This window comes from Curtobacterium sp. AC272 (assembly GCF_979258155.1).
Genome location: NZ_OZ409838.1, coordinates 2,915,082 through 2,937,639 on the forward strand (window position 1 = coordinate 2,915,082; position 22,558 = coordinate 2,937,639).

Genomic DNA, 22,558 nt, shown 5'->3' on the forward strand with positions numbered 1-22,558 from the left:
GTTCATCCCGCGCGCGCGCAGACGCGATGCCGTTCGACGAACCGAGACGCTCTTGGAAGACCGGCGAGAGCGCGACGCCGACGAGGCCCGCACCGGTGACGCCGAGGGCGACGAACGCTCGTGTGCTCGCCGTCGTGGCTCGCGCGCCGCTCGCTCGCCGGAACAACGGTCCGACGACGATGACCGCCACACCGACCGCCACGGCCACGAGGCCGCCGCGACTGATGGTCAGGAAGACGCCGACCAGACCGATCCCCGCGGCGACGAGCGAGCTGGTTCGTCCGCGCTCGACGAACCGGGCGACCGCGATGACCGTGCCGACCGAGAGGAAGAGCGCGTTGTTCAACGGGTGGCCGAGTGTCGTGGTGATCCGGTAGTCGCTCCAGTACTGGACGATCGGGTAGTCGCCCGATGCGAACACGCCGCCGTACAGCGGGTTCGATCCGAGCAACCGTTCGACGACTCCGAAGAGGGACAGCGCCGCTGCGGGTCCACATCCACGTGTCGAGCACCCGGCGTACCTCCAGGGTCGGGATGCGGCGCTCGAACGTGAACACGAGCACGAGCAGGGTGAAGGCGGCCCCCCACCCGAGTCCGCGTTGCACGGAGATGCCCGACACGACTCCGATGACGAGCCACCCGGCGAGCACGAGGGCGATCGTCACCACGATCCTGGCCGGTCGCGCGAGTGCCGTCCGGTCGCGTCGGACGACCCACGCGAGCACGACCACCGCACCGGGGCTCAGCACGGTGACGACCTCGGGCAGCGGCAACCGACCGACCGGGACGAGTGCAGCGGTGAGCAGGCCCACCGGGAGGAGCCACGAGGTCGGGATCACCCAGAGCGCGACGATGAACGCGAGTGCCACCGTGCCGGAGACCAGGAGCGTCAGCACGGGGTACCAGCCGATCGGGTGCGGAGCGCGGTGGCGGGCACCGTGAGGGCGGACAACCAGGCTGCCGTGGTGGCGAGCGTCGCGGCCGCCACGCCTTCGGTGTGCCACACTGCGGCACACGCCCCGATCCCGCCCACGGCGACGACACAGGCGACCGCGGACGACACGACGATCCGGCGGTACCGGCGCGCGGCGAAGAGCAACTGGATCTTCACCGCGACGAGCGACGAGAGCGCGGCTGCGCCGATGAGCGCTGCGGCGGGCCCCGGGAGGAAACGGAGCTCCGGTCCGAACACCGCCGGGACGGCGACGGGGCGACGCAGCACATCGCCACGGCGGCGACCGCGAAGGACCCGAGGACACCGAGCACGGCCCGCGGGGCAGCGCTCCGTCGGGTGTCTGTTGCAGCGCACGGTTCGCGGCGGCCTTGTAGCCGATCCCGATCGCCGTCAGCGCGTCGCAGAGCCGGGCGGTGGGCACGAACGCGGCGAGCACGGCGGGTCCTGCTGCCGCGGAGAGGGCGATCGCGCCGCTCTGACCGATCGTCAACCAGACGACGCTGACCGTCGCCCCGGCGACGACGGCGAGCAGCGGACGGCGCGTCCGACCGCCCGTCGCCAGGACGGCGGGCGCGGCCGTTGCCGCCGGTCGGGTCAGGACCAGCGCGGTCAGCGTCAGGAGTCCGACGACCGTACCGACGGCGGCGAGCACGGTCATGAGTCCGGTGAGGTCGGTTCCGACGTGCAGCGCGGCGACGGCGACCACGGCGCGCCCGACGGGGAGCACCGCGTAGGGGAGCGCGGCCCCGAGGACAGGCCGGTCGAGGCCGCGGAGCAGGTTCATCGCGAGCACCGGGCCGATCGCGCTGAGGCACACGACCGCGGACAGCACGACGAGCGGAGCCGGGACCGGCGCGACCAGGACCACCGCCACGAGGGCGGCCTCGACGAGCGTGAGGGTCGCGACCACCCGCGTCACCAGGCGCCACGTGCGCGCGGGGGCGGAGGACGCCGCGGTCGCCGTCAGGTCCGCCGGGGCGCCGCCGACCACGTTCGCGACGGCGATGGCCAGACCGAGCGCCAGGGAGAACACGCCGAAGTCACTCGTCGACAGGAGCCGTGCGGCCGGTACCAGCAGGAGGAGCGCGAGGACCCTGGAAGCGAGCGACATGCCGGTCACCACGGTGCCGGTGACGCCGCGGGCGAACATCCCGGAGGAGGCGACGGCGGTCACGCGAGTTCCTCGAGGACGCGCCAGACGTCTCGGCGGAACGCGCGCTCGTTGTCACGGGCGGTCCGTGCCGCCTCGCGCGTCCGATCGGCACGGTCGTCGGGTGAGTACGACGCTTCCGCACCGAGCAGGGCATCGAGACGCTCCGGTCGGACGACGTCCGTGGCGTAGCCGAGTTCTTCGAGCGCACGGGCGAACCGGATCTGGTGGTCGTCCACGTGCTCCCCGGCGGCGTGCGACCGGCCGAGGACGATCGGCCACGTACCGGCTGCGAGTGCGCCGAACACGTTCCCCGGACTGGCCTGGGACACGAGCAGGTCGGACCACTCCAACGCCTGGCGCATGGCGACGGCGTCGAGGTAGTCGGCCGCGGTGACGTGATCCGCGTGCAGCCGCCACGAACCGACGCCGAACTGGACGATCCACTCGTCCTGGGGGCGCTGCTCGATCGTCGCGGCGACGGCGTCGAGGAGTCGCTGGAACGGCTGCTCGTGCGTCCCGACGGAGACCAGGATCCTCACTTGCTGCTCCGCACCTTGGTGCACCGCGGGAAACCGTCGAGCTGTGCGTCCCACTGCGTGACGAACGTGTCGGTGACCGGTCGGACCAGTCGCGCGGTGAGGGTCGGGTTGTCGATGCGGTCGACGCACTCGATGAAGACGTTCGTCGTCCGGAAGAGCACCTTGCCCACCCACGAGAACGGAACGGCGGCTGCGGCTCCGCTGCTCACGATGAGGTCCGGACGTTCTGCGCGGAGCGTTCGGAGGGCGATGCCGAGGTTCACGACCAGCGCTCGGAGACTCCGGTTGGTGGGCCAGAACAGTCCGTGCGTGCGGTGTCCCTCGAGCTTCGGGATCGAGTCGGGCTTCAGGAACGTGGCGAACGCGACGTCCACGCCCTCCGGCGGTGGCATGAGCGTGAGCAGCTGGTCGAGGTGACCCCCACTGCTGCAGACGAAGAGGATGCGCATCAGCGGCTCGTTCCGAGGAGACGCGCCGCACGGTCTTCCCACATGCGGGTGGCGCGTGTCACCGAGAACGGGGCGATGTAGGAGTCGAAGGACCGCAGCGCCGGGCGGGCGGTCGCCGCACTGCGCTCGATCGCCTCGCGGAGGCCGTCGACGTCGTCGAGCGGCACGGTCTGCATCAGGTCCGGCTGTTCGCCCAACGCCCGCTGCATCTCCAACGGGCCGATCGAGCCCGTGGCGACGACGGGGGTGCCGACAGCCATCGCCTCGAGCAGGACGATGCCCCACGCCTCGCTCCGCGCGCCGTGCACCAGGACGTCGGCGGCGGCCATGTACCCGTACGGGTTGGCGTGGCCGCCCTCGATGCTGACCTGGACCAGCCCGCTCCGCCGCCGGAGTGCCTCGAGCTCCGTCCGGAGGGGTCCCTCCCCGACGACGCGCCAGTGCACCGGACGATCGAGCTGCTGCAGCGCTGCCCAGGTGCGGTCGAGACCCTTCCGCTCGATGAGGCTGCCGACGGAGACCACCGTGAACCGGTCGTCCCGCTGCTGGGGGAGCCGGCGGCCAGACGCCGGACCTCGTCGGCGTCGATCGTGCTCGGGATGACCGCGGGCGTGCGTCGGAGCCCGTACACGTCGACCATCGACGATGCGACGGTCTCGGTGTTCGCGGTCAGGTGCGCCCGCGATCGGAAGACACGACCGATCAGCCGCTGCTTCGCCCGGCCGAGCGCGATGTACGTGGCGTGGTCACGAGGGTCGAGGTCCTCGCAGTAGTTGTACGTGTGATCGCGCGCGCCGGGGAGCCGATCGATCAGGGCGCACGCGAGGATCGACGACCACAACTTGACGACGACGAACGACGGCGGCATGCGGCGGAGCACGGCGTACAGACGTCGCGCGATCTCCGGCGTCGCGAGGTGGTGATCGACACCGAGCACGTGCAGCTCGACCTCGGGCCGGAGCGTGCTCTCCAGACCCCCGCCGCCCGAGTGGAGGACGACCGCGACGTCGTGCCCGCGTTCCGACAGGGCGTTGGCGACGCTGACCGTCTGGCGTTCGGCACCGCCGAAGCGGAGATGGGGTTGGACGAAAACGATCACGACGAGCCTCCCTGGCAACTGATATTCACATACTACACGATGGAATAACAGTAGCCAGGGCTACCTGTCCGGTCCCGCCCGGCGGCGCGCGCGCCCGCCCTACGCCAGCACCACGCTCCACGAGAACGCCTGCGGCCAGAGCTGGTGCTCCGGCAGCACGTCGAGGCCGCACGCCCGGCTGCCGAGCCCGTGCTGCGCGGCGTCGAGGTACAGGTGCAGGTGGTCCGACGTCGGCAGTTCGTACGGGTGCTCGGCGCGGTCGATCTGCTGCGCGGTCCACGGCGACAGGGTGAAGCCGGCACGGTGCGATCCCACGGTCGACACCGTGAACGGCCCGACCGACAGCTCCCGCAACGACGGCCGGTGCCCCGTCTCCTGCGGCCGCGAGTACTCGACCCCGAGCGACCGCACCGGAGCGGTGAACCGGCCGACCCGGGCAGCGTGCGACGAGTCGGCGTACGACTCGAGCGGCCCGGTGCCGAACCACGTGGCCGTCTCGTCGGCCAACCCGGCCGGCAGGTCGAACCGCACCCCGATCCGCGGCCAGGTGACGTCCCACGCCCCGAACGGCACCGCGTCGGTCTGCAGCACCAGCCCGTCCGACGTCAGGGTCCAGCGGTGCGTGACCTCGAGGCCCCACCCGCTGTTCGCCGCCGCCACCCGCACCCGCTGTTCCAGCCCGGAGTCGGTCCGTTCCACCGACACCAGGCGGTGGGTCAGACGGTCCAGTCCACGGTCCCGCCAGCGCGAGGCCGACGGGGGAGCGTCCGGGTCACCGACACCGTGCGTCAGCACCGGGTCCGCCGTCTCGTAGCCGCCCTGCGACGCCAGGCGGTCGTTGTCGGTCGGGGCGCGCCAGAGTTCGAGACGGGGCCCTGCGACCTCGTGTCCCTTCCAGGACACCAGGTCGCCGCGGTCCGAGAACGTCCCGTCGCCGAGACGGTCGCCCTCCCACCCCTGCCGGGAGGCCCGTGGTGCGTCCGCCACACGGCTCGCGACGAGCCGCTGGGTGCGTGCGACGACGTGGCCGGTGTCCGCCCACGCGGTCGGGCCCGCCAGTTCGGCGGTCAGGTCGAGCCAGAGCTCGTCGCCGGGTGCGAGTTCGGCGGTGGCCGCGTCGAGCACCTCGGACGGCACCGGGACGGTCGCCGACTCGCGGGCCGCCACCACGCCGGCGGCGAACCGGCCGGACGCCTCGACGACGCCGTTCCGCGACAGGGTCCAGCAGAACCGGAGCCCGGCGGTCGAGGCCGAGTGGTACCGGTTCTCGACCAGGATCGTGGTGTCCGACACCGCCAGGCGGATCGGGGCGACGACGGCCGCGAACTCGGCGAGCCCCGGGGTCGGGGAGTCGTCGGGCAGGACCAGGCCGTCCATCACGAAGTTGCCGTCGTGCACGACCTCGTGGAAGTCGCCGCCGTAGGCGTAGTAGTCCTGGCCGGACGCGGTCTGCGCCAGGAGCCCGTGGTCGCGCCACTCCCACACGAACCCGCCGTGCAGGCGCGGGTACCGGTCGACCAGGGCCTCGTACTCGGCGATCTGGCCGGGGCCGTTGCCCATCGCGTGCACGTACTCGCAGTGGATGAACGGCTTCGAGCGTTGCCGTGCGGCCTCGGCCGGGCCGCAACCGAGCAGGGGTGTCGGGGTGCCGCCGCCGATGGACTCGGTCTCCTGCAGCGACGGGTACATCCGCGAGTACACGTCTGTGTACTCGCCCGTGTAGTCGCCCTCGTAGTGCACGGGCCGCTCGGCGTCGCGGTCGTGCACCCACTGCGACATCGCCGCCAGGTTCCGGCCGGTGCCGGACTCGTTGCCGAGCGACCACATCACGATGGACGGGTGGTTCTTGTCCCGCTCGACGGTCCGTGCGACGCGGTCGAGGTAGGCGTCCGCCCAGGCCGGGTCGTCGGAGGGGTTGCCGACCCAGCCGGTGAAGATGAACCCGTGGGTCTCGAGGTCGGTCTCCAGGATCACCCAGAAGCCGAGCTCGTCGGCGAGGTCCAGCACGCGGGGGTGCGGCGGGTAGTGCGAGGTGCGGATCGCGTTGACGTTGTTGCGCTTCATGAGCGCCATGTCCGCGCGGGCGTGCTCCTCGTCGAAGACGCGGCCGCGCACGGGGTGGGTCTCGTGTCGGTTCACGCCGTGGAACACGACGCGCTCGCCGTTGACCAGGAACCGGTCACCCTCGATCGAGACCGTGCGGAACCCGAGCCGGAGCGACACGGTCTCACCGCCGTCGGTGCCACCCGCCGCCGTGCTGGTCGCGGCAGAGTCGGTCGACAGCGTGGCGTCGTACAGCTTGGGCAGCTCCGCGCTCCACGGCTCGACGCCCTCGACCTCGATCGGCGCGACCTCGTCGGCCGTCGCCCACGTCACGTCGACGCCGAGGTCGGGCACCGCGAACCGCACCGGGAAGCCAGCGTCCAGCGTCGGGAACGTGATGGTCCCGCTGCCGGTCGCCGGGCGTCCGGACGCAGCCGTCCCGGCCGTCGCGGCACTGCCCAACGTGGGCGCCCAGGAAGCCCTGACGAACACGTCGTCGATCGGAGCCGTGGGACGGGCGAGCAGCGTGACGTCGCGGAAGATCCCGGGCAGCCACCACTGGTCCTGGTCCTCCAGGTAGGAGGCCGCCGACCACTGGTGCACCCGCACGGCCAGGTCGTTCGACCCCGGTCGGAGCAGCTGCGTGACGTCGAACTCGGTCGCGAGGCGGGACCCGGTCGACCAGCCCACGAGCGTGCCGTTCAGCCACACCCGGAAGTGCGACTCGACGCCGTCGAACCGCAGCAGCACCCGACCGGCCGCCGCGAACGACGCCGGCAGCTCGAACGTGCGCCGGTGGTCACCGGTGGGGTTCTCGTCCGGCGGGTGCGGCGGGTCGATCGGGAACGGGTACTGCAGGTTCGTGTAGCTCGGCGACCCGTGCCCGTGCAGCACCCAGTGCGACGGCACCGGCAGCTCGCCCCACGCGGGGTCGTCCTCCACGGCGGCGTCGGTGGCGAACGCGTCGGACACCGACGCGACCGGCGACCACCGGAAGCGCCAGTCGCCGTTCAGCGAGAGCGAGGGTGCGTCGGTGTGGAGCGCGGCCCGCGGAGGAGCCGTGATGCCGAACCCGGCGAGGTCGAGTGGAGGTCGTCGAGTGCGGAGTTGGTCAACCCTTGACCGATCCTTCCGTGAGGCCCCCGCGCCAGAAGCGCTGCAGGACGATGATGGCGATGACGAGCGGGATGACCGAGACGAGCACCCCGCCGGTGGTGAGCTGGTAGAACTCCGGCAGGCGGTCGACCTGCGAGCGCCAGTTGTTCAACCCCAGTGTGATCGGGTACAGCTTCTGGTCTGCCAGCATGATGAGCGGCAGGAAGAAGTTGTTCCAGATGCCGACGACCTGGAACAGGAACACGGTCACCAGGGCCGGGGTCATCTGGCGGAGCACGACGGTGTGGAAGATCCGCAGCTCGCTGGCGCCGTCGATGCGTGCCTGTTCGAGCAGCGTGGTGTCCACCGACGCCGCGGCGTACACCCGGCACAGGAACAGGCCGAACGGGGAGACGAGGCTCGGGATGAGCACGCTCCAGTACGTGTCGGTCAGGCCGAGCGTCGAGAACAGCAGGAACAGCGGCAGCGCCGTCGCGGTCCCCGGCACGAGCACACCGCCGAGGATCGTGCCGAACACGAACTGCCGCCCTTTGAAGTCGTACTTCGCCAGCGCGTACCCGCCGGCCGCGGCGAAGTAGGTCGCCAGGACCGCACCGACGCCGGAGTACAGGATGCTGTTCGCGATCCACCGGACGAAGATGCCGCCGTCGTAGGTGAACACCTGCTGCAGGTTGCTCCAGAGCGCGAACTCGCCGCCGAACCAGAACCCGTTCGTCGAGAACAGCGCGCCGGTCGTCTTCGTCGCGGCGATGACGACCCAGTACAGCGGGACCAGGAAGTACAGCGCGACGACGACGAGGATGCCCGTCACGACGATCTGCGAGCGCGGGGACCGGTCGAGCTTGCGGCGCTGGTGCGCCGAGATCGACGTGGTGTCCACGGGGACGGCGGGCTGCTTGGTCGGTGCTTCGACGGTCATGCGTCCGCCCCCTTCGTTCCGTTCTGCAGACCGGACCTGGCCTGGAGGCCCGGTGCGGCTTGGGAAGTACCGGTGCTGCCCGCCGCAGCGCGCGTCTGGAGCGCGGTGCGGGCCTCCAGGCCGTCACGCTTGGCGCGCTTGCGCCGGTCGCGTTCGTCCTTCGGCGCGCGGTTCGTCAACGCGAGGAACGCGAACGACAGGATGAACGCGGCCAGCGCGATGATGACCGCCTGCGCACTCGCGACGCCGTACTCGTTGAACGCGAACGCGTTCGTGTACGCGGCGTAGTTCGGCGTGTACTCGGTGTCGATCGCCGGGGCGACCGTGGACAGGATCTGCGGCTCCGCGAAGAGCTGCAGCGTCCCGATGATCGAGAAGACCGTGGTGAGCACCAAGGCCGGCGCGATGAGCGGGATCTGGATCCGCCACGCGACCTGGAACGGGCCGGCGCCGTCCATCTTGGCGGCCTCGTAGACCTCGCCGGGGATCGACTTCAGCTGCGCCACGATGATGAGCATGTTGTAGCCCGTGTAGGTCCACGTGACGATGTTCGCGATCGACCAGAGCACGCTGTTGGCGCCGAGGAAGTCCGGCTGCAGCCCCATCGACTGCAGCAGGGACACGATCGGCGACAGGCCGGGCACGTACAGGAACGACCACAGGATCGTCGCGATGACGCCGGGGACGCCGTACGGCATGAAGTAGATCGCGCGGAAGAAGCCCGGCCAGCGGGCGCTCGCCGACTCGAGCAGCAGCGCGAGGATCGTGCAGGCGATGATCATCACCGGGACCTGCACGATGCCGAAGAGCAGCATGCGGCCGATCGAGGCGACGAAGCCGGAGTCCTGCAGGGCGATCGCGTAGTTGTCGAAGCCGGCGAACTTGCCGACGACGCCGTCCTCGCCGAACAGGCCCTCGCGGTCGACGGTCGTGAACGACTGGAACAGGGCGCTGATGATCGGGATGATGAACGTCAGCAGGAACAGGGCCAGGAACGGCGCGAGCAGGATCCACGGGGCGCGCTTCTGCGCACTCGTGGCCTTCGTGCTCGTGCGGAAGGCGGGTCGCGTGCTGGTCTGCTGGCTCATCGTGCCGTCCTGACGCTGAGGCCCTTGTCCTTGAAGGACTGGACGATCTCCCGCTGCGCGAGTTCCACCGCGTCGGAGAGCTTGAGGCCGGAGGTGAGCTTCCGGCGGAACTGGTTCTGCAGGCTCGTGAACGCCGACTGGGTCACGGGGGACCACGACCAGTCGATGTTCTGTTCCTTCGAGGCCGGCACGAAGACGTCCTCGTTGTAGTTCTGGCCGGAGAACCACTTCGACGGCTGCTCGCGCTGCTTGCCGATGTAGTCGACCGCGGGCGACCAGCCGATGCCGCAGTACTTGATCATCGCGTCGATGCCCTCCTTCGAGGTGGTCATCCAGGTGATGAACTCGAGCGCTTCCCTCGGGTGCTTCGCGTTCGCCAGGACCGCCGCCGTCGAGCCGCCGATGGCGCTCGAGCCGAAGCCGTCGGCGCCCCACTTCTGCATCGGGGCGACCTTCCACTTGCCCTCGCCGCCCTGCACGGACTCGATCAGGGCGTCGCCCCAGCTCGCGCTCGTGACCGCGGCGATCTTGCCGCTCGCGGCCGAGGCGTACCAGCCGGGGGAGTACGCACCGGCGCTGGTGTCGACGAGCTCGTCGTCGATGACCCCGTCGAAGAAGTCCGCCACCATCAGGGTCTTGTCGTCGGTCATGTCGACGACCCACTCGTCACCGTCGACCTTGAACCAACGGGCGCCGGCCTGCTGCGCGTACGCGGCGAACGGCGACGCGTCCGAGACCGGGAACACCTCGAGGTAGTTCTGCTTGCCGGTCTTCCGGACCTTCTCGGCCAGGTCCCGCCACTCGTCCCACGTCGTCGGGGGTTCGCCGCCGGCCTGCTCGAGCAGGGCGGTCTGGTAGTAGAACCCCATGGGGCCGGTGTCCTGCGGGATGCCGTAGACGCCGTCCACGAACGACACCTGCGCCCACGCGGCTTCGTCGTACTTCGACTCGAGGTCCTTCGCGCCGTAGCGGGCGAGGTCGACGAGGCCGTTGGCGAGCATGAACTCGGGGATCTGCCGGAGCTCGACCTGACCGATGTCCGGACCACCGCCGGCCGCGAGCGCGGAGTACATCTTCTGGTACCCGCCGCTGTTGCCGCCGGGGATCCAGTTCGCCGACACCTGGATGTTCGGGTGCGTCTTGTTCCAGACGTCGCAGACCTTCTGCAGGTCCTTCAACCAGGCCCAGTAGGTGAGCTGGACGGTCTCGCCCGACGCGGCGGCCGGCACGAGGGCGGCCTTGTTCACGTTGGTGGAACCGGGGACCGCGCAGCCGGCGAGCAGTCCTGCCGCCGCCGTGCCGATGCCGAAGCCCAGGAGTTGTCGTCTGGAGATGGGTCGTGGTCGTGGCGTCATTGCCGCACTCCGGTTCGTCGTCGATTCGGGGTCCAGGTCAGCCAACCACAAAACCGAGCGTCGTTGCAGATTCGCGCCTGGGTGTTCGCTCCCGACTGTGGACGCCCGGTGGCGGCGAGGTGGAGTGTGGTCGCACGTGAGAGCGCCGGGGCTCATCGGCTCCGGCAACCGTCCGAGAGGAGCTGCCATGACGTCGACCAACGCGACGAGCGAACTGCACCGGATCCTGGGAGAGCGACTGGAGGGCGGCGGCACCTGGGCCTGGGCCTACGCCGACGTCTCCGGCAACGTCGAGGATCCCCGACGACAGGCGGCGCTCAAGCTCCGCGGTGTCGAGGAGGGGCTCCGGGCACAGGGTGCGTCCGACGAGGTCGTCGACGCCGTCGCCACCGAGTTCGAGCAGGAGCCCGGCGTCCCCTCGCCCGTCACCCGGTACGTGCTCGTGCACGACGGCGAGGTCGTGCTGAGCGAGGTCCTGCCCGGGCCGCTGCACGGATCGGAGTCCGTCGGCGTCGGAGCCGTGCCCGACCTGGTGCCGCTCGTCGCCCACCGTCCCGTCGACCTGCCGTTCCTGGTGGTCCACGCCGGCAAGGAGGGCGGGGCGTTCCGGGCCTACCGCCTCGGGCACGCACCGGTCGCAGCCGACGCGTCCGAGCAGCAGGTGGCTGGACGGAACGACACCCTGCACTACGCCAAGGCCGGCACCGGGTGGAAGCAGCCGCACTGGCAGCAGCACACCGAGGAGATCTGGAAGCAGAACTCGTCGGAGACCGCTGCCGCCGTCGACGAGGCCGTGCGGACGATCCGGCCCGGACTCGTCGTCGTCGCCGGTGACGTCACCGCGCGCGAGCTCCTGGTGAAGGCACTCTCGTCCGAGACCCGTGCACTCGTCTCGGTGTTCCCGGGCGACCCGCGAGCCGACGCCGGCTCGAAGCAGGCGTTCGTCGAGCACGTCGAGACCGCACTCGCCCGCGTCGTCGCCACCCGCCGGCACGACCTCGAGGACTCGCTCCGCACGCACGTCGGCCGTGGCGACAACCAGGTCGTCACCGGCCTCGGACCCGTCGTCGAGGCGCTGCAGCAGGCCCAGGGTGCGACCGTCGCCCTCGACGCCGTGGCCATCGGCGACCGGACGCTGCTCGCGCTCGCCGGGGCGCCGTGGGTCGCGACCGCACCGGAGCAGGCCGCGGGGACGCCGGTCATCGGGGCGGTGCCGGCGGTGTGCGCGCTCGTGCGGGCCGCGGTACTGACCGACGCCGAGCTCGTGCTCGTCAACGCGGCGTCGCTGCCCGGTGGCGCTCCCGCCGCCGCTCTGCTGCGCTGGCCCGTGGGCCCGGTCGTCCCCGCCTAGCGGCCGTTCTCTCCCGCTCCCGCCCCCGCCCCCGCCCCCGCCCCGGGAGTGCGCGCCCCGAGGTTCCGAAATCTCGGCATCTCGGGGCTCGCGCCGCCGCTCGCTGGAACCTCGGCGAACCGCGGGCGGCATGTCGTGGAACCTCGGCGGCCCCACACCGCGCGGGTCAGTCCTGGGACCCCGGCGGCCCGACACCGCTCGGGTCAGTCGTGCGACCGGTCCGCGCGCGGGACCAGCGGCAGGGCCAGCAGGGGCAGGACGGCCACGATGCCGAACGACGCCGCGAACCCGAGCGCCGTCACCAGGGCGCCGATGCCCGGACCGACTGCGCTCGCCGCGATGAACTGCCCGGTGTTCTGCGTGCCGAGGGCCCGACCGGACCAGAACGGCCCGGCCGCCTCGGCGACCGACGTGTAGGCCAGCCCGTTGTCCGCCACGGTGACGCTCGTCGCGATGACCAGGAACACGGCTCCGGCAGCCAGGTGCGTGACGTCGACGAGCGCGAGCAGCCCCATCACGACGGCGGCGCTCACGACGACGATCCGCAGCGGCCCGACGCGTGAGCCGGCCCGGTCGCTCCACACCCCGACCAGGATCCGCCCGATCGCCCCGACGAACTGCGACGCCCCGACGAGCAGCCCCGCCGCGGCCGTCGACCAGCCCAGTCCGACGAGCCACACCAGCCCGTAGGTCGACAGGGTGAACTGCGGCACCACGAGCAGGATCGACACCGCGTGGATCCGCCAGAGGAAGCCGCTCGCTCGGTACGGGTTCGCCGTCGCCTCGGCCGGCGCCGTGCCGGGCCGGCCTGGGCGGGTTCTGGATGCCGACGGCGCAGAGCACCGCGAGCACGGCGCAGAGGACGATCGGCAGGACGAGGGCCGCGCGGATCCCGGACCCCTCGGCGAGCTGCGGGACCGTGACCGCCGCGAGCGTCACCCCGAGCGGCTGCGACATCTGCCGGATGCCCATCGCGAGCCCGCGCCGCTCCTTCGGGAACCACCCGACGACGACCCGGCCGCTCGCGGCGTTCGTCGACGCGCTCGTCATGCCGCCCAGCAGGAACGCCAGCCCGAGCAGGACCGGGTCGCCCGCGGCGAGCCAGGCCCCGCCCACCGCGAGGGTCGTCAGCACGAGTCCGCCGGCGATCACGATCCGTTCGCCGATCCGGTCGGTGATCGCGCCCCAGGCGATGAGCGTCAGGACCATGCCGAACGTCGGCGCAGCCGCGAGGACGCCCGCCATGGTCAGCGACGTACCGTTCGCGTGCAGGTACGGGATGAGCAGAGCGGGAGCCGTCACCACGAGGGTCCCGGCGGCCTGCGCGGCGACCCCGAGCGCGAGCATCGTCCACGCTCGGCGGCCGATCGTGGTGGTCGTCGGGGGTGCGGCGGTCGCGGTCATCGTGGTGGCTCGCATCGTTTCATGTCGGAAGCAATTGGTATACCACAACGGTATACCATTCCGACGATGTCCCCGCTAGAGTTGTTGGCCGTGACCGACACGACCGATGCAACCCCGGTGTCGCAGACGGCCCAGCTCTACGACAACCTGCGTGCCGCGATCCTGACGCTCGACATCGCGCCGGGCGAGCGCATCTCGGAGCGCGGTCTCGAGGCGCGGTTCCACGCCTCGCGGACCCCGTCCGTGCCGCACTGTCGCGGCTCGAGCGCGAGGGCCTCATCCTGCACGAGGGGCGCTCGTGGACGGTCACCCCGATCGACCTCGACGAGATCGCCTCGCTCGCCGAACTCCGCGGCGTGCTCGAACCGGCCGCCACCCGACTCGCGGTCGAGCGGGCGAGCGCCGAACAGCTCGCCGAGGTCCGCGGGCACCTCGACGCACTGCGCCCGACACCCGACCAGCAGGCCGGCATCCGGATGGGCTCGACGTTCCACCTCGACCTGGCGGCGCTCGGCGGCAACCGGTTCATCACCGACGCTATCGCCGATGCCCTGACCCGTCTCGAGCGGACCCGGTGGATCGAGGTGCGCACGCCCGAGGCCCGCGACGCCGCGTGGGACGAGCACAGCGCCATCATCGACGCCGTGCGCGACGGTGACGCCGACCGTGCGGCCGGGCTCGTCGCAGCGCACGTCGCCGGGACGAACGACCGGCTGCTCAGTTGGATCGCACAGGAGCGCCGCCGACTGCGCGGCGCGGGCATGACGATCGTCGGGGCCACCGAGCGCTGACGCGAACCGCGTGACCTGACGGAGCCCGAACCGCGGGCCTGGCGGGACGCGCGGCGCGTGATCCGGTCCGCCGTGACGCGAGCAGCGCCCTGGACGCGACCGCCCCGGAGACGCGACCCGACAGCAGCTGCCGGGTCGCGCCTCCTGGCCGTCGCCCGGTCGACGCCGGACGTGAGCCGCTACGGGCGGTCCGCGCGTTCCTTCGTCGCGTCGAGCTGGTCGAACGTCGAACCATCGCCGTCGGTGCGCTCGAGCAGCGCGTCGCGCACCTCGGCCTCGTCGTGGCTCGCGCGGTTCGCCAGCTTGCTTCCGGATCGTGTCGCCTGTGACATGTCGGTGTCCTTCCCCTGCGTGTGGGCATCGTGGTGTTCGCGGGCATCCTGCCCGCCGGTGCGCTTCCTCACGGGACGTACTGAGGTCGTGACAGTGTCGCGCGGTCGCTCCGGCCGCCGCAAGGGCTTTCGGCACATGTGGAGAAGTGCCGTCACGGACCGTGCCTAGGATGGTGCGGCCGCGCCGCCCCGGTGCGCACCAGCGGACGTCGGACGGGAGGCACGGCTTGGCTGCACCACGTACCGCACCTCCCACGGTCTACGACGTGGCCAGTGCCGCGAACGTCTCGATCGCGACCGTCTCGCGCGTGCTCCGCACGCCGGACGCCGTCCGCGAGGGCACCCGGGACCGCGTCCAGGCGGCGATCCGCAGCCTCGGCTACGTCCCCTCCGGCAACGCCCGAGCCCTCGCCGGCAAGCGCACCGGCGTCGTCGGACTGCTGCTGCCCGGGTTCGACGTGGTGCCCGACGAACGGCCGGACCTGGTCACCGACGAGGGCGTCCGCGTGGTCGACGACCGCCGCCACGTGACGCAGCCGTTCTCCTCGAACCTGTACTTCGACGAGGTCCTGCGCGGCGCCGAGACCGAAGCCTGGCAGCGCGGACTCGCGCTCATGGTCGCCGCTGGTCGGGGGTCCTCGCGCGACGTGATCGTCAACGACGTCGCCGGCCGGGTGGACGGCCTCGCCGTGCTCGCGCAGACCGTGCCGGACGACCTGCTCGAGCACGTCGCCCGTCGTATCCCGGTCGTGGTGCTCGCCGACGACCGGCGGTCGCACGGGTTCGACTCCGTGAGCGTGGACAACAGCGCTGGCATGCGGACGCTCGCGTCGCACGTGATCGGGCGGCTCGGCATCCGGTCGCTCGCGTACGTCGCAGGCCCGATCGACTCGCCGGACGACATGGAGCGCTCGACGGGCTTCCGGTCGGCGTTGGCGGACCACGGGGTGCCGGCGTCGTCGGTCCGGGTGGTGCACGGTGACTTCGGTCGGGCGCGGGCGCGCGAGCTGGCGGCGACGCTGCTGGCGGACGACGTGCCCCGGGCCATCGTGTGCTCGAACGACCAGTCGGCGCTCGGGGTGCTCGACGCCGCCACCGCCCGGGGCCTGCGCGTGCCCGAGGACGTCGTCGTCACCGGGTTCGACGGCATCGACGCCGGGCGCTTCTCGTCGCCCCGGCTCACCACCGTGCACCAGCCGATGGGGGAGCTCGGGCGTGCAGCGGTGCGGGCGATCGTCGACCGGCTGGACCGCCGCGAGGGACCGCCGCGCGCCGTCCGCCTGCCGGTCGAGGTGCTGCTGCGCGAGAGCTGCCCGCCGGCGCTGTGACGAGCGGTGCCGCGAGCGGCGCGGCGAGCGGCGGTGCGTCCGCACCGTGCGGCGTTGCTCATCCCGTGCGACGTTGACCGCCCGGTGCGGGCCTGTAACCGCGCACGGAGCGGGCAGCCTCGCACCCGGCGACGGAACGCGCACCGTGCGCAGCGACCCTCGCTCCGCCCCTCACTCCGCCCCTCGCTGCCGCCGCCCGCAGCTGCGTACCACCCCGGCACGGAACCCCGGTGTTGCGCGACGCGATGGCAAGCGCATACATTGGCGCAGTACCGATTCGACACGGAGGTCGACCGAGCAATGACGCTTCCCCCACAGCGCACGCGCGGCAAGCGCGACCCCGGGACCCGCGCTCCCGGAACGCGCCCCGGCAGCACCCGACGACGCGGACGCCTCGTCGCGGCGATCGCCGGGCTCGCGGCCGTGGCCCTGATGGCCACGGGCTGCAGCATCCAGGTCCGGTCCGAACCCGATCCCACGATCGGCAAGGACACGATGCTCATCAACGCGGACCACGGCAACCCGCTGTTCGACCGCAACTTCAATCCGTACATCGCGAACGCCCGCACGGCCTCCAAGTGGATGTACGAGCCGCTCATCGAGATCAACCCCCTCGACGGCAAGGGCACCCTGGCTCGCCAGCAAGTGGAGCCAGCCGGACGCCAGCACGATCGACATGACGATCCGCCAGGGCGTCGAGTGGTCCGACGGCTCGCCGTTCTCGGCGAAGGACGTCGTCTTCACGTTCGACCTGCTGAAGAAGTTCCCGGCGATGGACGTCAAGGGCGCCTGGCAGCACATCAAGAGCATCGAGGTGGACGGCGACCACGTCGTCTTCCACCTCAAGAGCGACGACGTGCCCAGCCTGAACATCATCGGCGCGACGTACATCCTCGGTGAGCAGCACTGGGGCGGCGTGAAGGACCCGACCACCTGGCGGGACCCGAACCCGGTCGGCACCGGTCCGTTCGTGCTCGGCAACTACACCGACCAGCAGTACTCGATGGACAAGAACCCGACGTACTGGCAGGCCGACAAGATCGCCATCAAGCACCTCATCCTGCCGGCGACGAACACGCAGCTCGACACCGTCACCCGGGGCTACGACTGGGCGTACTCGTTCATCTCGGACGTCAAGGGCACCTGGGGCGCCGCGTCGAAGACGAACCAGTGGTGGTTCCCGGCCGGTGGCGTGATCGGCCTCATCCCGAACCTGACGAAGGCCCCGTACAACGACGTCAACGTCCGCAAGGGCATCTCGCTCGCGCTGAACCGTGACGACATCGCCGAGACCGCGTCCGAGGGCAACCTGGCAGCAGCGGGCCAGACCGGCCTGATCCTGCCGAACCAGGAGAAGTACCTCAACCCGGACATCCCGGACCAGGGCATGATCACGCAGGACGTCGACGCTGCGAAGGCCGCGTTCGCGAAGTCCGGCTGGACCGAGCAGGGCGGCAAGATCATGAAGGACGGCAAGCAGCTGTCCATCACCATCATGACCGCGAACGGCTACTCGGACTGGCTCCGCGCCGCGCAGGAGGTCCGTCGCGACCTGACGGCCATCGGCGTGAAGGTGACCATCCAGGCACCGCAGCCCGCCGGGTACCAGCAGAACATCAACAACGGCACGTTCGACATGGCGATGGGCGGCATGGGCAACGGTGACGTCTACCAGGCGTTCAACTCCCTGCTCAGCAGCGACTTCTACCAGCCGGTCGGCAAGTCGACGGTGAACAACTACGAGCGCTACAAGAACGCCGACACCCAGAAGCTCCTCGACGAGTACAAGGCGACGACGGACACCGCGAAGCAGCAGGAGATCCTGAACCAGCTGCAGGAGATCGTGTACGACGAGCTGCCCGTGATCGGCATGTACTACGGCGGGCTCTGGGGGCTGTTCAACACCGGCAAGTTCGTCGGTTGGCCCAGCGCCGAGGACCCGTACATGGCCCCGCAGAACTACGACTCCGCACCGCTGCTCATCTTCTCGAAGCTCCGGCTCCGGGACAGCGCAGCCGGCCAGGAGATCCTGAAGCAGCAAGAGGACCAGAAGTGAAGTACATCCTCCAGAAACTCGTCCTCTTCGTCCTGACCCTCTGGGCCGCGGTCACGCTGAACTTCGTGCTCCCGCGCCTCATGCCGGGCAGCCCGTCGGACGCCGCGCTGGCGAAGCTCAGCCAGAACGGCCCCGTCACCGAAGCCACCAAGAAGGCCATCGAGGCCCAGCTCGGCGTCCCCACGGGCAACCTGTGGGACCAGTACGTCAACTACCTGCACCAGGTCGTCACGCTCGACTTCGGGGTGAGCTACACGTTCTACCCGCAGCCGGTCGGCGACCTCGTGTCGAAGGCCCTGCCGTACACGCTCATCCTGGTCGGCGTCGTGACGATCCTCGCGTTCGTCCTCGGCACCCTGATCGGCGTCGCGGCGGCGTGGAAGCGCGGCACCTGGCTGGACTCGCTCCCGACGCTGTCGGGGTCGTTCATGTCGACGTTCCCGTACTTCTGGACCGCCCTGCTCCTGCTGTTCTTCCTCGGTTACGTGCTGCACTGGTTCCCGACCACGGGTGCCTACTCGGCGACCACCACCCCGGGGCTCAACGGAGCGTTCGCGGCCGATGCCCTGCAGCACGCGGTGCTGCCAGCGGTGACGATCCTGGTGACGAGCCTCGGCGGCTGGATCATCGGCATGCGCAACGCGATGATCAACACGCTCGGTGACGACTACGTGACCTTCGCCGAGGCGAACGGTCTGCGTGGCCGCACCGTGGCCGTCCGGTACGCGGCGCGGAACGCGATCCTGCCGAACCTGACCGGCTTCGGTCTGGCACTCGGTGGCGTGGTCGGCGGTTCGGTGCTGGTCGAGCAGGTCTTCGGCTACCCCGGCATCGGCTACCTGCTGTTCAACGCCGTCATCGGGCAGGACTACCCGCTGATGCAGGCCCTCTTCCTGATGATCACCGTGTCGGTGCTCATCGCCAACTTCATCGTGGACGTCATGTACGGCGTCCTGGACCCGAGGACGCGCCGATGACCAACAACGCCACTGTCGCTGTACGGACCCAGGACACCGACGAACAACAGGCACCTTCCAAGTGGAAGAGCATCGCCCGCCAGTTCGGCGTCGTCTGGTCGAACTCGAAGGCCCGGATCGGCATCATCATCCTCGCGGTCTTCGTGCTGGTCGCGATCTTCGCGCCGCTCCTGGCCCCGTACGGTGCCAGCCAGAACGGCTTCGCCCGGTCCGCCGACGCGACCGCCGACCATTGGATGGGCACCACCGCCGCCGGCGAGGACGTCCTGTCCCAGATCATCTACGGCGCACGGATCTCCGTGATGGTGGGTGCCGTCGCCGGCATCCTGTCGACGCTCGTCGCCGTCGCGATCGGCCTCAGCTGGGGCTACGTCCGCGGGTGGATCGGCGAGGTCATCGGCTTCATCGTGAACCTGTTCCTGGTCATCCCGGGCCTGCCCCTGATGATCGTCATCGCGGCGTACCTGCAGAACGGCGGCATCGCGGTCATCATCGCGGTGATCGTGGTCACCGGCTGGGCCTGGGGCGCACGCGTCCTGCGCAGCCAGACGCAGTCCCTGCGCGGTCGCGACTTCGTGACGGCCGCGCAGTTCTCCGGCGACGGTGCGACCCGCATCGTGTTCCGCGAGATCCTGCCGAACATGACCTCGCTCATCGTCGGCTCGTTCTTCGGAGCGGCCACGAGCGCGATCCTGGCCGAGGCGGGCCTCGAGTTCCTCGGGCTCGGCGACTCGTCGATCGTCAGCTGGGGCACGATCCTCTACTGGGCGCAGAACTCCAACGCGCTGCTCACCGGCCAGTGGATCCTGCTCTTCGCCCCCGGCCTCTGCATCGCGCTGCTCGCGATGAGCCTCACCCTGATCAACTTCGGCGTCGACGCCGTGTCCAACCCGCGGCTGCGCGAAGGCGCGCGCCCGAAGCGCAAGGAGGCGACCGCATGAGCGGCTCGCGTACGACGCAACCAGCAGACGGCCTGGAGGCGCGGGACGGCGCCGCCACGGGCCTCCCGTCCGACGGTGGTGACGCCCAGGGCGTCCTGCTGGACGTCCGCGACCTGTCGGTCGTGTACGAATCGGCCGGCCAGACGGCCGTGCAGGCGGTCGACCACGTGTCGTTCAGCTTGCGGAAGGGCGAGTTCGTCGGCCTGGTGGGCGAGTCCGGTTCGGGCAAGTCGACGCTCGGCTACGCGCTGACGCGTCTGCAGAAGCCGCCGGCGCGGACGAACGGCGGCAGCATCGTCTTCAACGGTCACGACATCCGTGACCTCGACGAGGAAGCGCTCCGGCAGCAGCGCCAGGGCGGCTTCGCGATGGTGCTGCAGTCCGGCATGAACGCGCTCAACCCGGTGCGCACCGTGCGGAACCACTTCATCGACATCTTCAAGGCGCACGGCCACGTGTCGCGCGACCGCTGGGACGCCCGGATGAAGGAGCTCATCGAGAAGGTGAAGCTACCGACGTCGATGCTCGCCCGGTTCCCTGGGGAGCTCTCCGGCGGCATGCGGCAGCGTGTCTCGATCGCCCTGGCCCTGTCGCTCGAACCGCAGCTCATGGTGTTCGACGAGCCGACCACGGCACTCGACGTGCTCGTGCAGCACGCCGTCATGGACACGATCATCGAGCTGCAGCAGGCCGAGGGCTTCACGGCGATCCTGATCAGCCACGACCTCGGCATCGTGCTCGAGGCCACCGAGCGCGTGCTCGTCATGCACGAGGGCCGCATCGTCGAGGACGGCGGCTCGAAGGAGCTCCTGCGCAACCCGCAGGACGAGTACACGCAGATGCTCTTGTCGCACTACGCCGACCCGCGGGCCGAGATCGTGTCCCTGCCCGGGTTCCCGGACCGGTCGCAGCGCGCGACGTCCGGCGAGAAGCGGCAGGAGGCCACGTCGTCGTTCAGCACCGTCGGGTCGCGTGAGCGGTCGGCGGCGAAGAACCCGATCGTCGTCTCGAACATCGTGAAGACCTACCCGGCTCCGCGCCGCGGCGAGCAGCCTGTGCAAGCGGTGCGCGACGTGTCGTTCACCCTCGAGCCGGGGCAGTCGCTCGCCCTGGTCGGCCAGTCCGGTTCGGGCAAGTCGACCATCGCGAAGCTCCTGACCGGGGTCGAGAAGCCGACGACCGGCACCGTCCGGTTCGGTGACCTCGACGTCGCGCGCCTGGGCAAGCGCGGCCTGCGGGACCTCCGGTCCGAGGTGCAGATGGTGTTCCAGGACCCGTACGCGGCGCTCAACCCGCTGCACACCGTGGAGTACACGCTCTCCCGCCCGATCGCGAACTACACGGACCTGAAGGGGCAGGACGCCCGACGCCGCGTGCTCGAGCTCCTCGAGACCGTGGGCCTGACCCCGGTCGAGCAGTTCGCGCAGAAGCTCCCGCACCAGCTGTCCGGTGGGCAGCGGCAGCGCGTCGTCATCGCCCGCGCGCTCGCGTCCGACCCGCAGGTGATCATCGCCGACGAGCCGGTCTCGATGCTCGACGTGACGTTGCGCGCCGGCGTGCTCGCCCTGCTCGAGGACCTGCGCGAACAGTGGGGCGTCTCGCTCCTCTACATCACGCACGACCTGCTCAGCGCGCGGCTCATCACCGACGACATCATGGTGCTCCACGAGGGTGCCGTGGTCGAGCGGGGACGCACGGCCGAGGTGCTGCAGAACCCGCAGGACCCGTACACGATCGCCCTGCTCGACGCCGTGCCGAACCCCCGTCGCGCCCTCGCGGAGGGCCGGCTGTGACGACGCTGCACGACTTCCCGGCGGTGTCGGCGTTCGGCCACCTGCCGACGCCGGAGGGTGTCGACGTCGTCGGGATCGACCTGCCGATCGGCCGCCTCACGGCCTACCGGATCGTGCCGTCCGGGGTGTCGAAGGGTGTCGTGCTCATCGTCCCCGGGTACACCGGCTCGAAGGAGGACTGGCGCACGTTCCTGCCGCTCCTCCGCGATGCCGGGTGGTCGGCGGTGGCGATCAGCCGTCGTGGACAGGCCGACTCGGTCTCGCCCGACGACCGCACGGCGTACACGCTCGAGCAGGAGGCCGCCGACGTCGTCCGCGTCGCCGGACTGCTCTACGACGGCGCTCCGGTCCACCTCGTCGGCCACTCGCTCGGCGGCGTGATCGTCCGCGCCGCAGCGATCGCCTCGCCGACGTCGTTCCGCGACGTGACGATGTTCTGCTCCGGCCCGCACGGCTGGTCGTACCGCAAGGCAGCAGAGAAGACGATCGTCGCCGACACGTGCTCCAACCGCGCGCTGTTCGACGCGCAGAACCCGCTCTGGGCCGGCCGCCCCGACGCCGAGCTCCCCGACGACGCCCGGATGGTCCGCGAGCGCTTCGACCACACGAGCGTCCTCAGCGTGCTCGGCGGCGCAGCGATCCTCGAGGACCGTGCCGACACCACCGAGGAACTCCGCGCGACCGGACTGCCGGTGCTCGTCGCGCACGGCGTCTGGGACGGCGCCTGGCCGATCCCGTGGCAGGCGGACATGGCCTCGCGTCTCGGTGCGTCGTACGAGGTGATCGCCGAGAGCTACCACGGCCCGCAGATCGAGAACCCGCTCGGGACCGTCGCCGTCTTCGATGCGTTCATGAACGCCCACTGAAAG

16 protein-coding genes and 3 pseudogenes are annotated in these 22,558 nt (G+C 70.7%); 8 read left to right on the forward strand and 11 right to left on the reverse strand.

What is annotated here, in order from left to right; genetic code table 11:
• Positions 1–2: 2 nt before the first annotated feature.
• From ACZZ0J_RS15025 to ACZZ0J_RS15065, 9 genes and pseudogenes are all read right to left on the reverse strand, one after another.
• Entirely contained in the window at positions 3–2,129 is a 2,127-nt protein-coding gene (locus ACZZ0J_RS15025) for a hypothetical protein (protein ID WP_463437552.1), read from the reverse strand.
• Entirely contained in the window at positions 2,126–2,647 is a 522-nt protein-coding gene (locus ACZZ0J_RS15030; RefSeq protein ID WP_194648405.1) for a glycosyltransferase, read from the reverse strand. Before ACZZ0J_RS15030 ends, ACZZ0J_RS15025 begins: the two co-directional genes overlap by 4 nt.
• Positions 2,644–3,096: a polysaccharide biosynthesis protein gene (locus tag ACZZ0J_RS15035; protein ID WP_194648406.1), complete on the reverse strand. Its 453-nt coding sequence runs from the start codon at positions 3,094–3,096 to the stop codon at positions 2,644–2,646. Before ACZZ0J_RS15035 ends, ACZZ0J_RS15030 begins: the two co-directional genes overlap by 4 nt.
• Positions 3,096–3,782, reverse strand: coding sequence for a glycosyltransferase (locus tag ACZZ0J_RS15040; RefSeq protein WP_463438200.1), 687 nt, complete (start codon positions 3,780–3,782; stop codon positions 3,096–3,098). The genes ACZZ0J_RS15035 and ACZZ0J_RS15040 overlap by 1 nt, the downstream gene beginning before the upstream one ends.
• A pseudogene (locus tag ACZZ0J_RS15045) lies at positions 3,734–4,195 on the reverse strand (glycosyltransferase family 4 protein); the annotation flags it as partial. The pseudogene ACZZ0J_RS15045 and the gene ACZZ0J_RS15040, both read right to left, overlap by 49 nt.
• A gap of 99 nt (positions 4,196–4,294) precedes the next feature.
• Complete coding sequence (locus ACZZ0J_RS15050; RefSeq protein WP_463437553.1) at positions 4,295–7,210, reverse strand: glycoside hydrolase family 2 TIM barrel-domain containing protein; 2,916 nt, start codon at positions 7,208–7,210, stop codon at positions 4,295–4,297.
• 139 nt (positions 7,211–7,349) lie between these two features.
• A complete protein-coding gene (locus tag ACZZ0J_RS15055) occupies positions 7,350–8,273 on the reverse strand; it encodes a carbohydrate ABC transporter permease (protein ID WP_194648409.1) in 924 nt (307 codons plus the stop codon).
• Between the two features lie 167 nt (positions 8,274–8,440).
• Positions 8,441–9,361, reverse strand: a pseudogene (locus ACZZ0J_RS15060) (carbohydrate ABC transporter permease); the annotation flags it as partial.
• The gene (locus tag ACZZ0J_RS15065) at positions 9,358–10,716 is read right to left on the reverse strand and encodes an ABC transporter substrate-binding protein (protein ID WP_463437554.1); all 1,359 of its coding nucleotides are present in this window, start codon (positions 10,714–10,716) and stop codon (positions 9,358–9,360) included. The pseudogene ACZZ0J_RS15060 and the gene ACZZ0J_RS15065, both read right to left, overlap by 4 nt.
• Before the next feature lie 187 nt (positions 10,717–10,903).
• Here ACZZ0J_RS15065 and ACZZ0J_RS15070 point away from each other — a divergent pair, with 187 nt between their 5' ends.
• The gene (locus ACZZ0J_RS15070; RefSeq protein WP_123293507.1) at positions 10,904–12,067 is read left to right on the forward strand and encodes a baeRF2 domain-containing protein; all 1,164 of its coding nucleotides are present in this window, start codon (positions 10,904–10,906) and stop codon (positions 12,065–12,067) included.
• A gap of 203 nt (positions 12,068–12,270) precedes the next feature.
• Here ACZZ0J_RS15070 and ACZZ0J_RS15075 read toward each other — a convergent pair.
• Positions 12,271–13,486: pseudogene (locus tag ACZZ0J_RS15075) on the reverse strand (MFS transporter).
• A 341-nt stretch (positions 13,487–13,827) separates the two neighbouring features.
• Between ACZZ0J_RS15075 and ACZZ0J_RS15080 the strand changes: the two are divergent.
• A complete protein-coding gene (locus ACZZ0J_RS15080; protein ID WP_463437555.1) occupies positions 13,828–14,262 on the forward strand; it encodes a GntR family transcriptional regulator in 435 nt (144 codons plus the stop codon).
• A gap of 179 nt (positions 14,263–14,441) precedes the next feature.
• Here ACZZ0J_RS15080 and ACZZ0J_RS15085 read toward each other — a convergent pair whose 3' ends face one another.
• On the reverse strand, positions 14,442–14,666 hold the full coding sequence (locus ACZZ0J_RS15085; RefSeq protein WP_463437556.1) for a hypothetical protein: 225 nt from the start codon (positions 14,664–14,666) through the stop codon (positions 14,442–14,444).
• A 194-nt stretch (positions 14,667–14,860) separates the two neighbouring features.
• Here ACZZ0J_RS15085 and ACZZ0J_RS15090 point away from each other — a divergent pair, with 194 nt between their 5' ends.
• The 6 genes from ACZZ0J_RS15090 (at position 14,861) to ACZZ0J_RS15115 (ending at position 22,555) form a co-directional block, all read left to right on the forward strand.
• Positions 14,861–15,922, forward strand: coding sequence for a LacI family DNA-binding transcriptional regulator (locus ACZZ0J_RS15090; RefSeq protein WP_463437557.1), 1,062 nt, complete (start codon positions 14,861–14,863; stop codon positions 15,920–15,922).
• Between the two features lie 676 nt (positions 15,923–16,598).
• On the forward strand, positions 16,599–17,978 hold the full coding sequence (locus tag ACZZ0J_RS15095) for an ABC transporter substrate-binding protein (protein ID WP_463437558.1): 1,380 nt from the start codon (positions 16,599–16,601) through the stop codon (positions 17,976–17,978).
• Complete coding sequence (locus ACZZ0J_RS15100) at positions 17,975–18,955, forward strand: ABC transporter permease (RefSeq protein ID WP_111085432.1); 981 nt, start codon at positions 17,975–17,977, stop codon at positions 18,953–18,955. The genes ACZZ0J_RS15095 and ACZZ0J_RS15100 overlap by 4 nt, the downstream gene beginning before the upstream one ends.
• Complete coding sequence (locus ACZZ0J_RS15105; protein ID WP_123293511.1) at positions 18,952–19,896, forward strand: ABC transporter permease; 945 nt, start codon at positions 18,952–18,954, stop codon at positions 19,894–19,896. The genes ACZZ0J_RS15100 and ACZZ0J_RS15105 overlap by 4 nt, the downstream gene beginning before the upstream one ends.
• Positions 19,893–21,689 (forward strand): ABC transporter ATP-binding protein, encoded by a 1,797-nt coding sequence (locus tag ACZZ0J_RS15110; protein WP_228510407.1) that lies wholly within the window; start codon positions 19,893–19,895, stop codon positions 21,687–21,689. Before ACZZ0J_RS15105 ends, ACZZ0J_RS15110 begins: the two co-directional genes overlap by 4 nt.
• Positions 21,686–22,555 carry an alpha/beta fold hydrolase gene (locus ACZZ0J_RS15115; RefSeq protein WP_463437559.1) on the forward strand — a complete coding sequence of 290 codons (870 nt, stop codon included), beginning with the start codon at positions 21,686–21,688 and terminating at the stop codon, positions 22,553–22,555. Before ACZZ0J_RS15110 ends, ACZZ0J_RS15115 begins: the two co-directional genes overlap by 4 nt.
• Positions 22,556–22,558 lie beyond the last annotated feature (3 nt).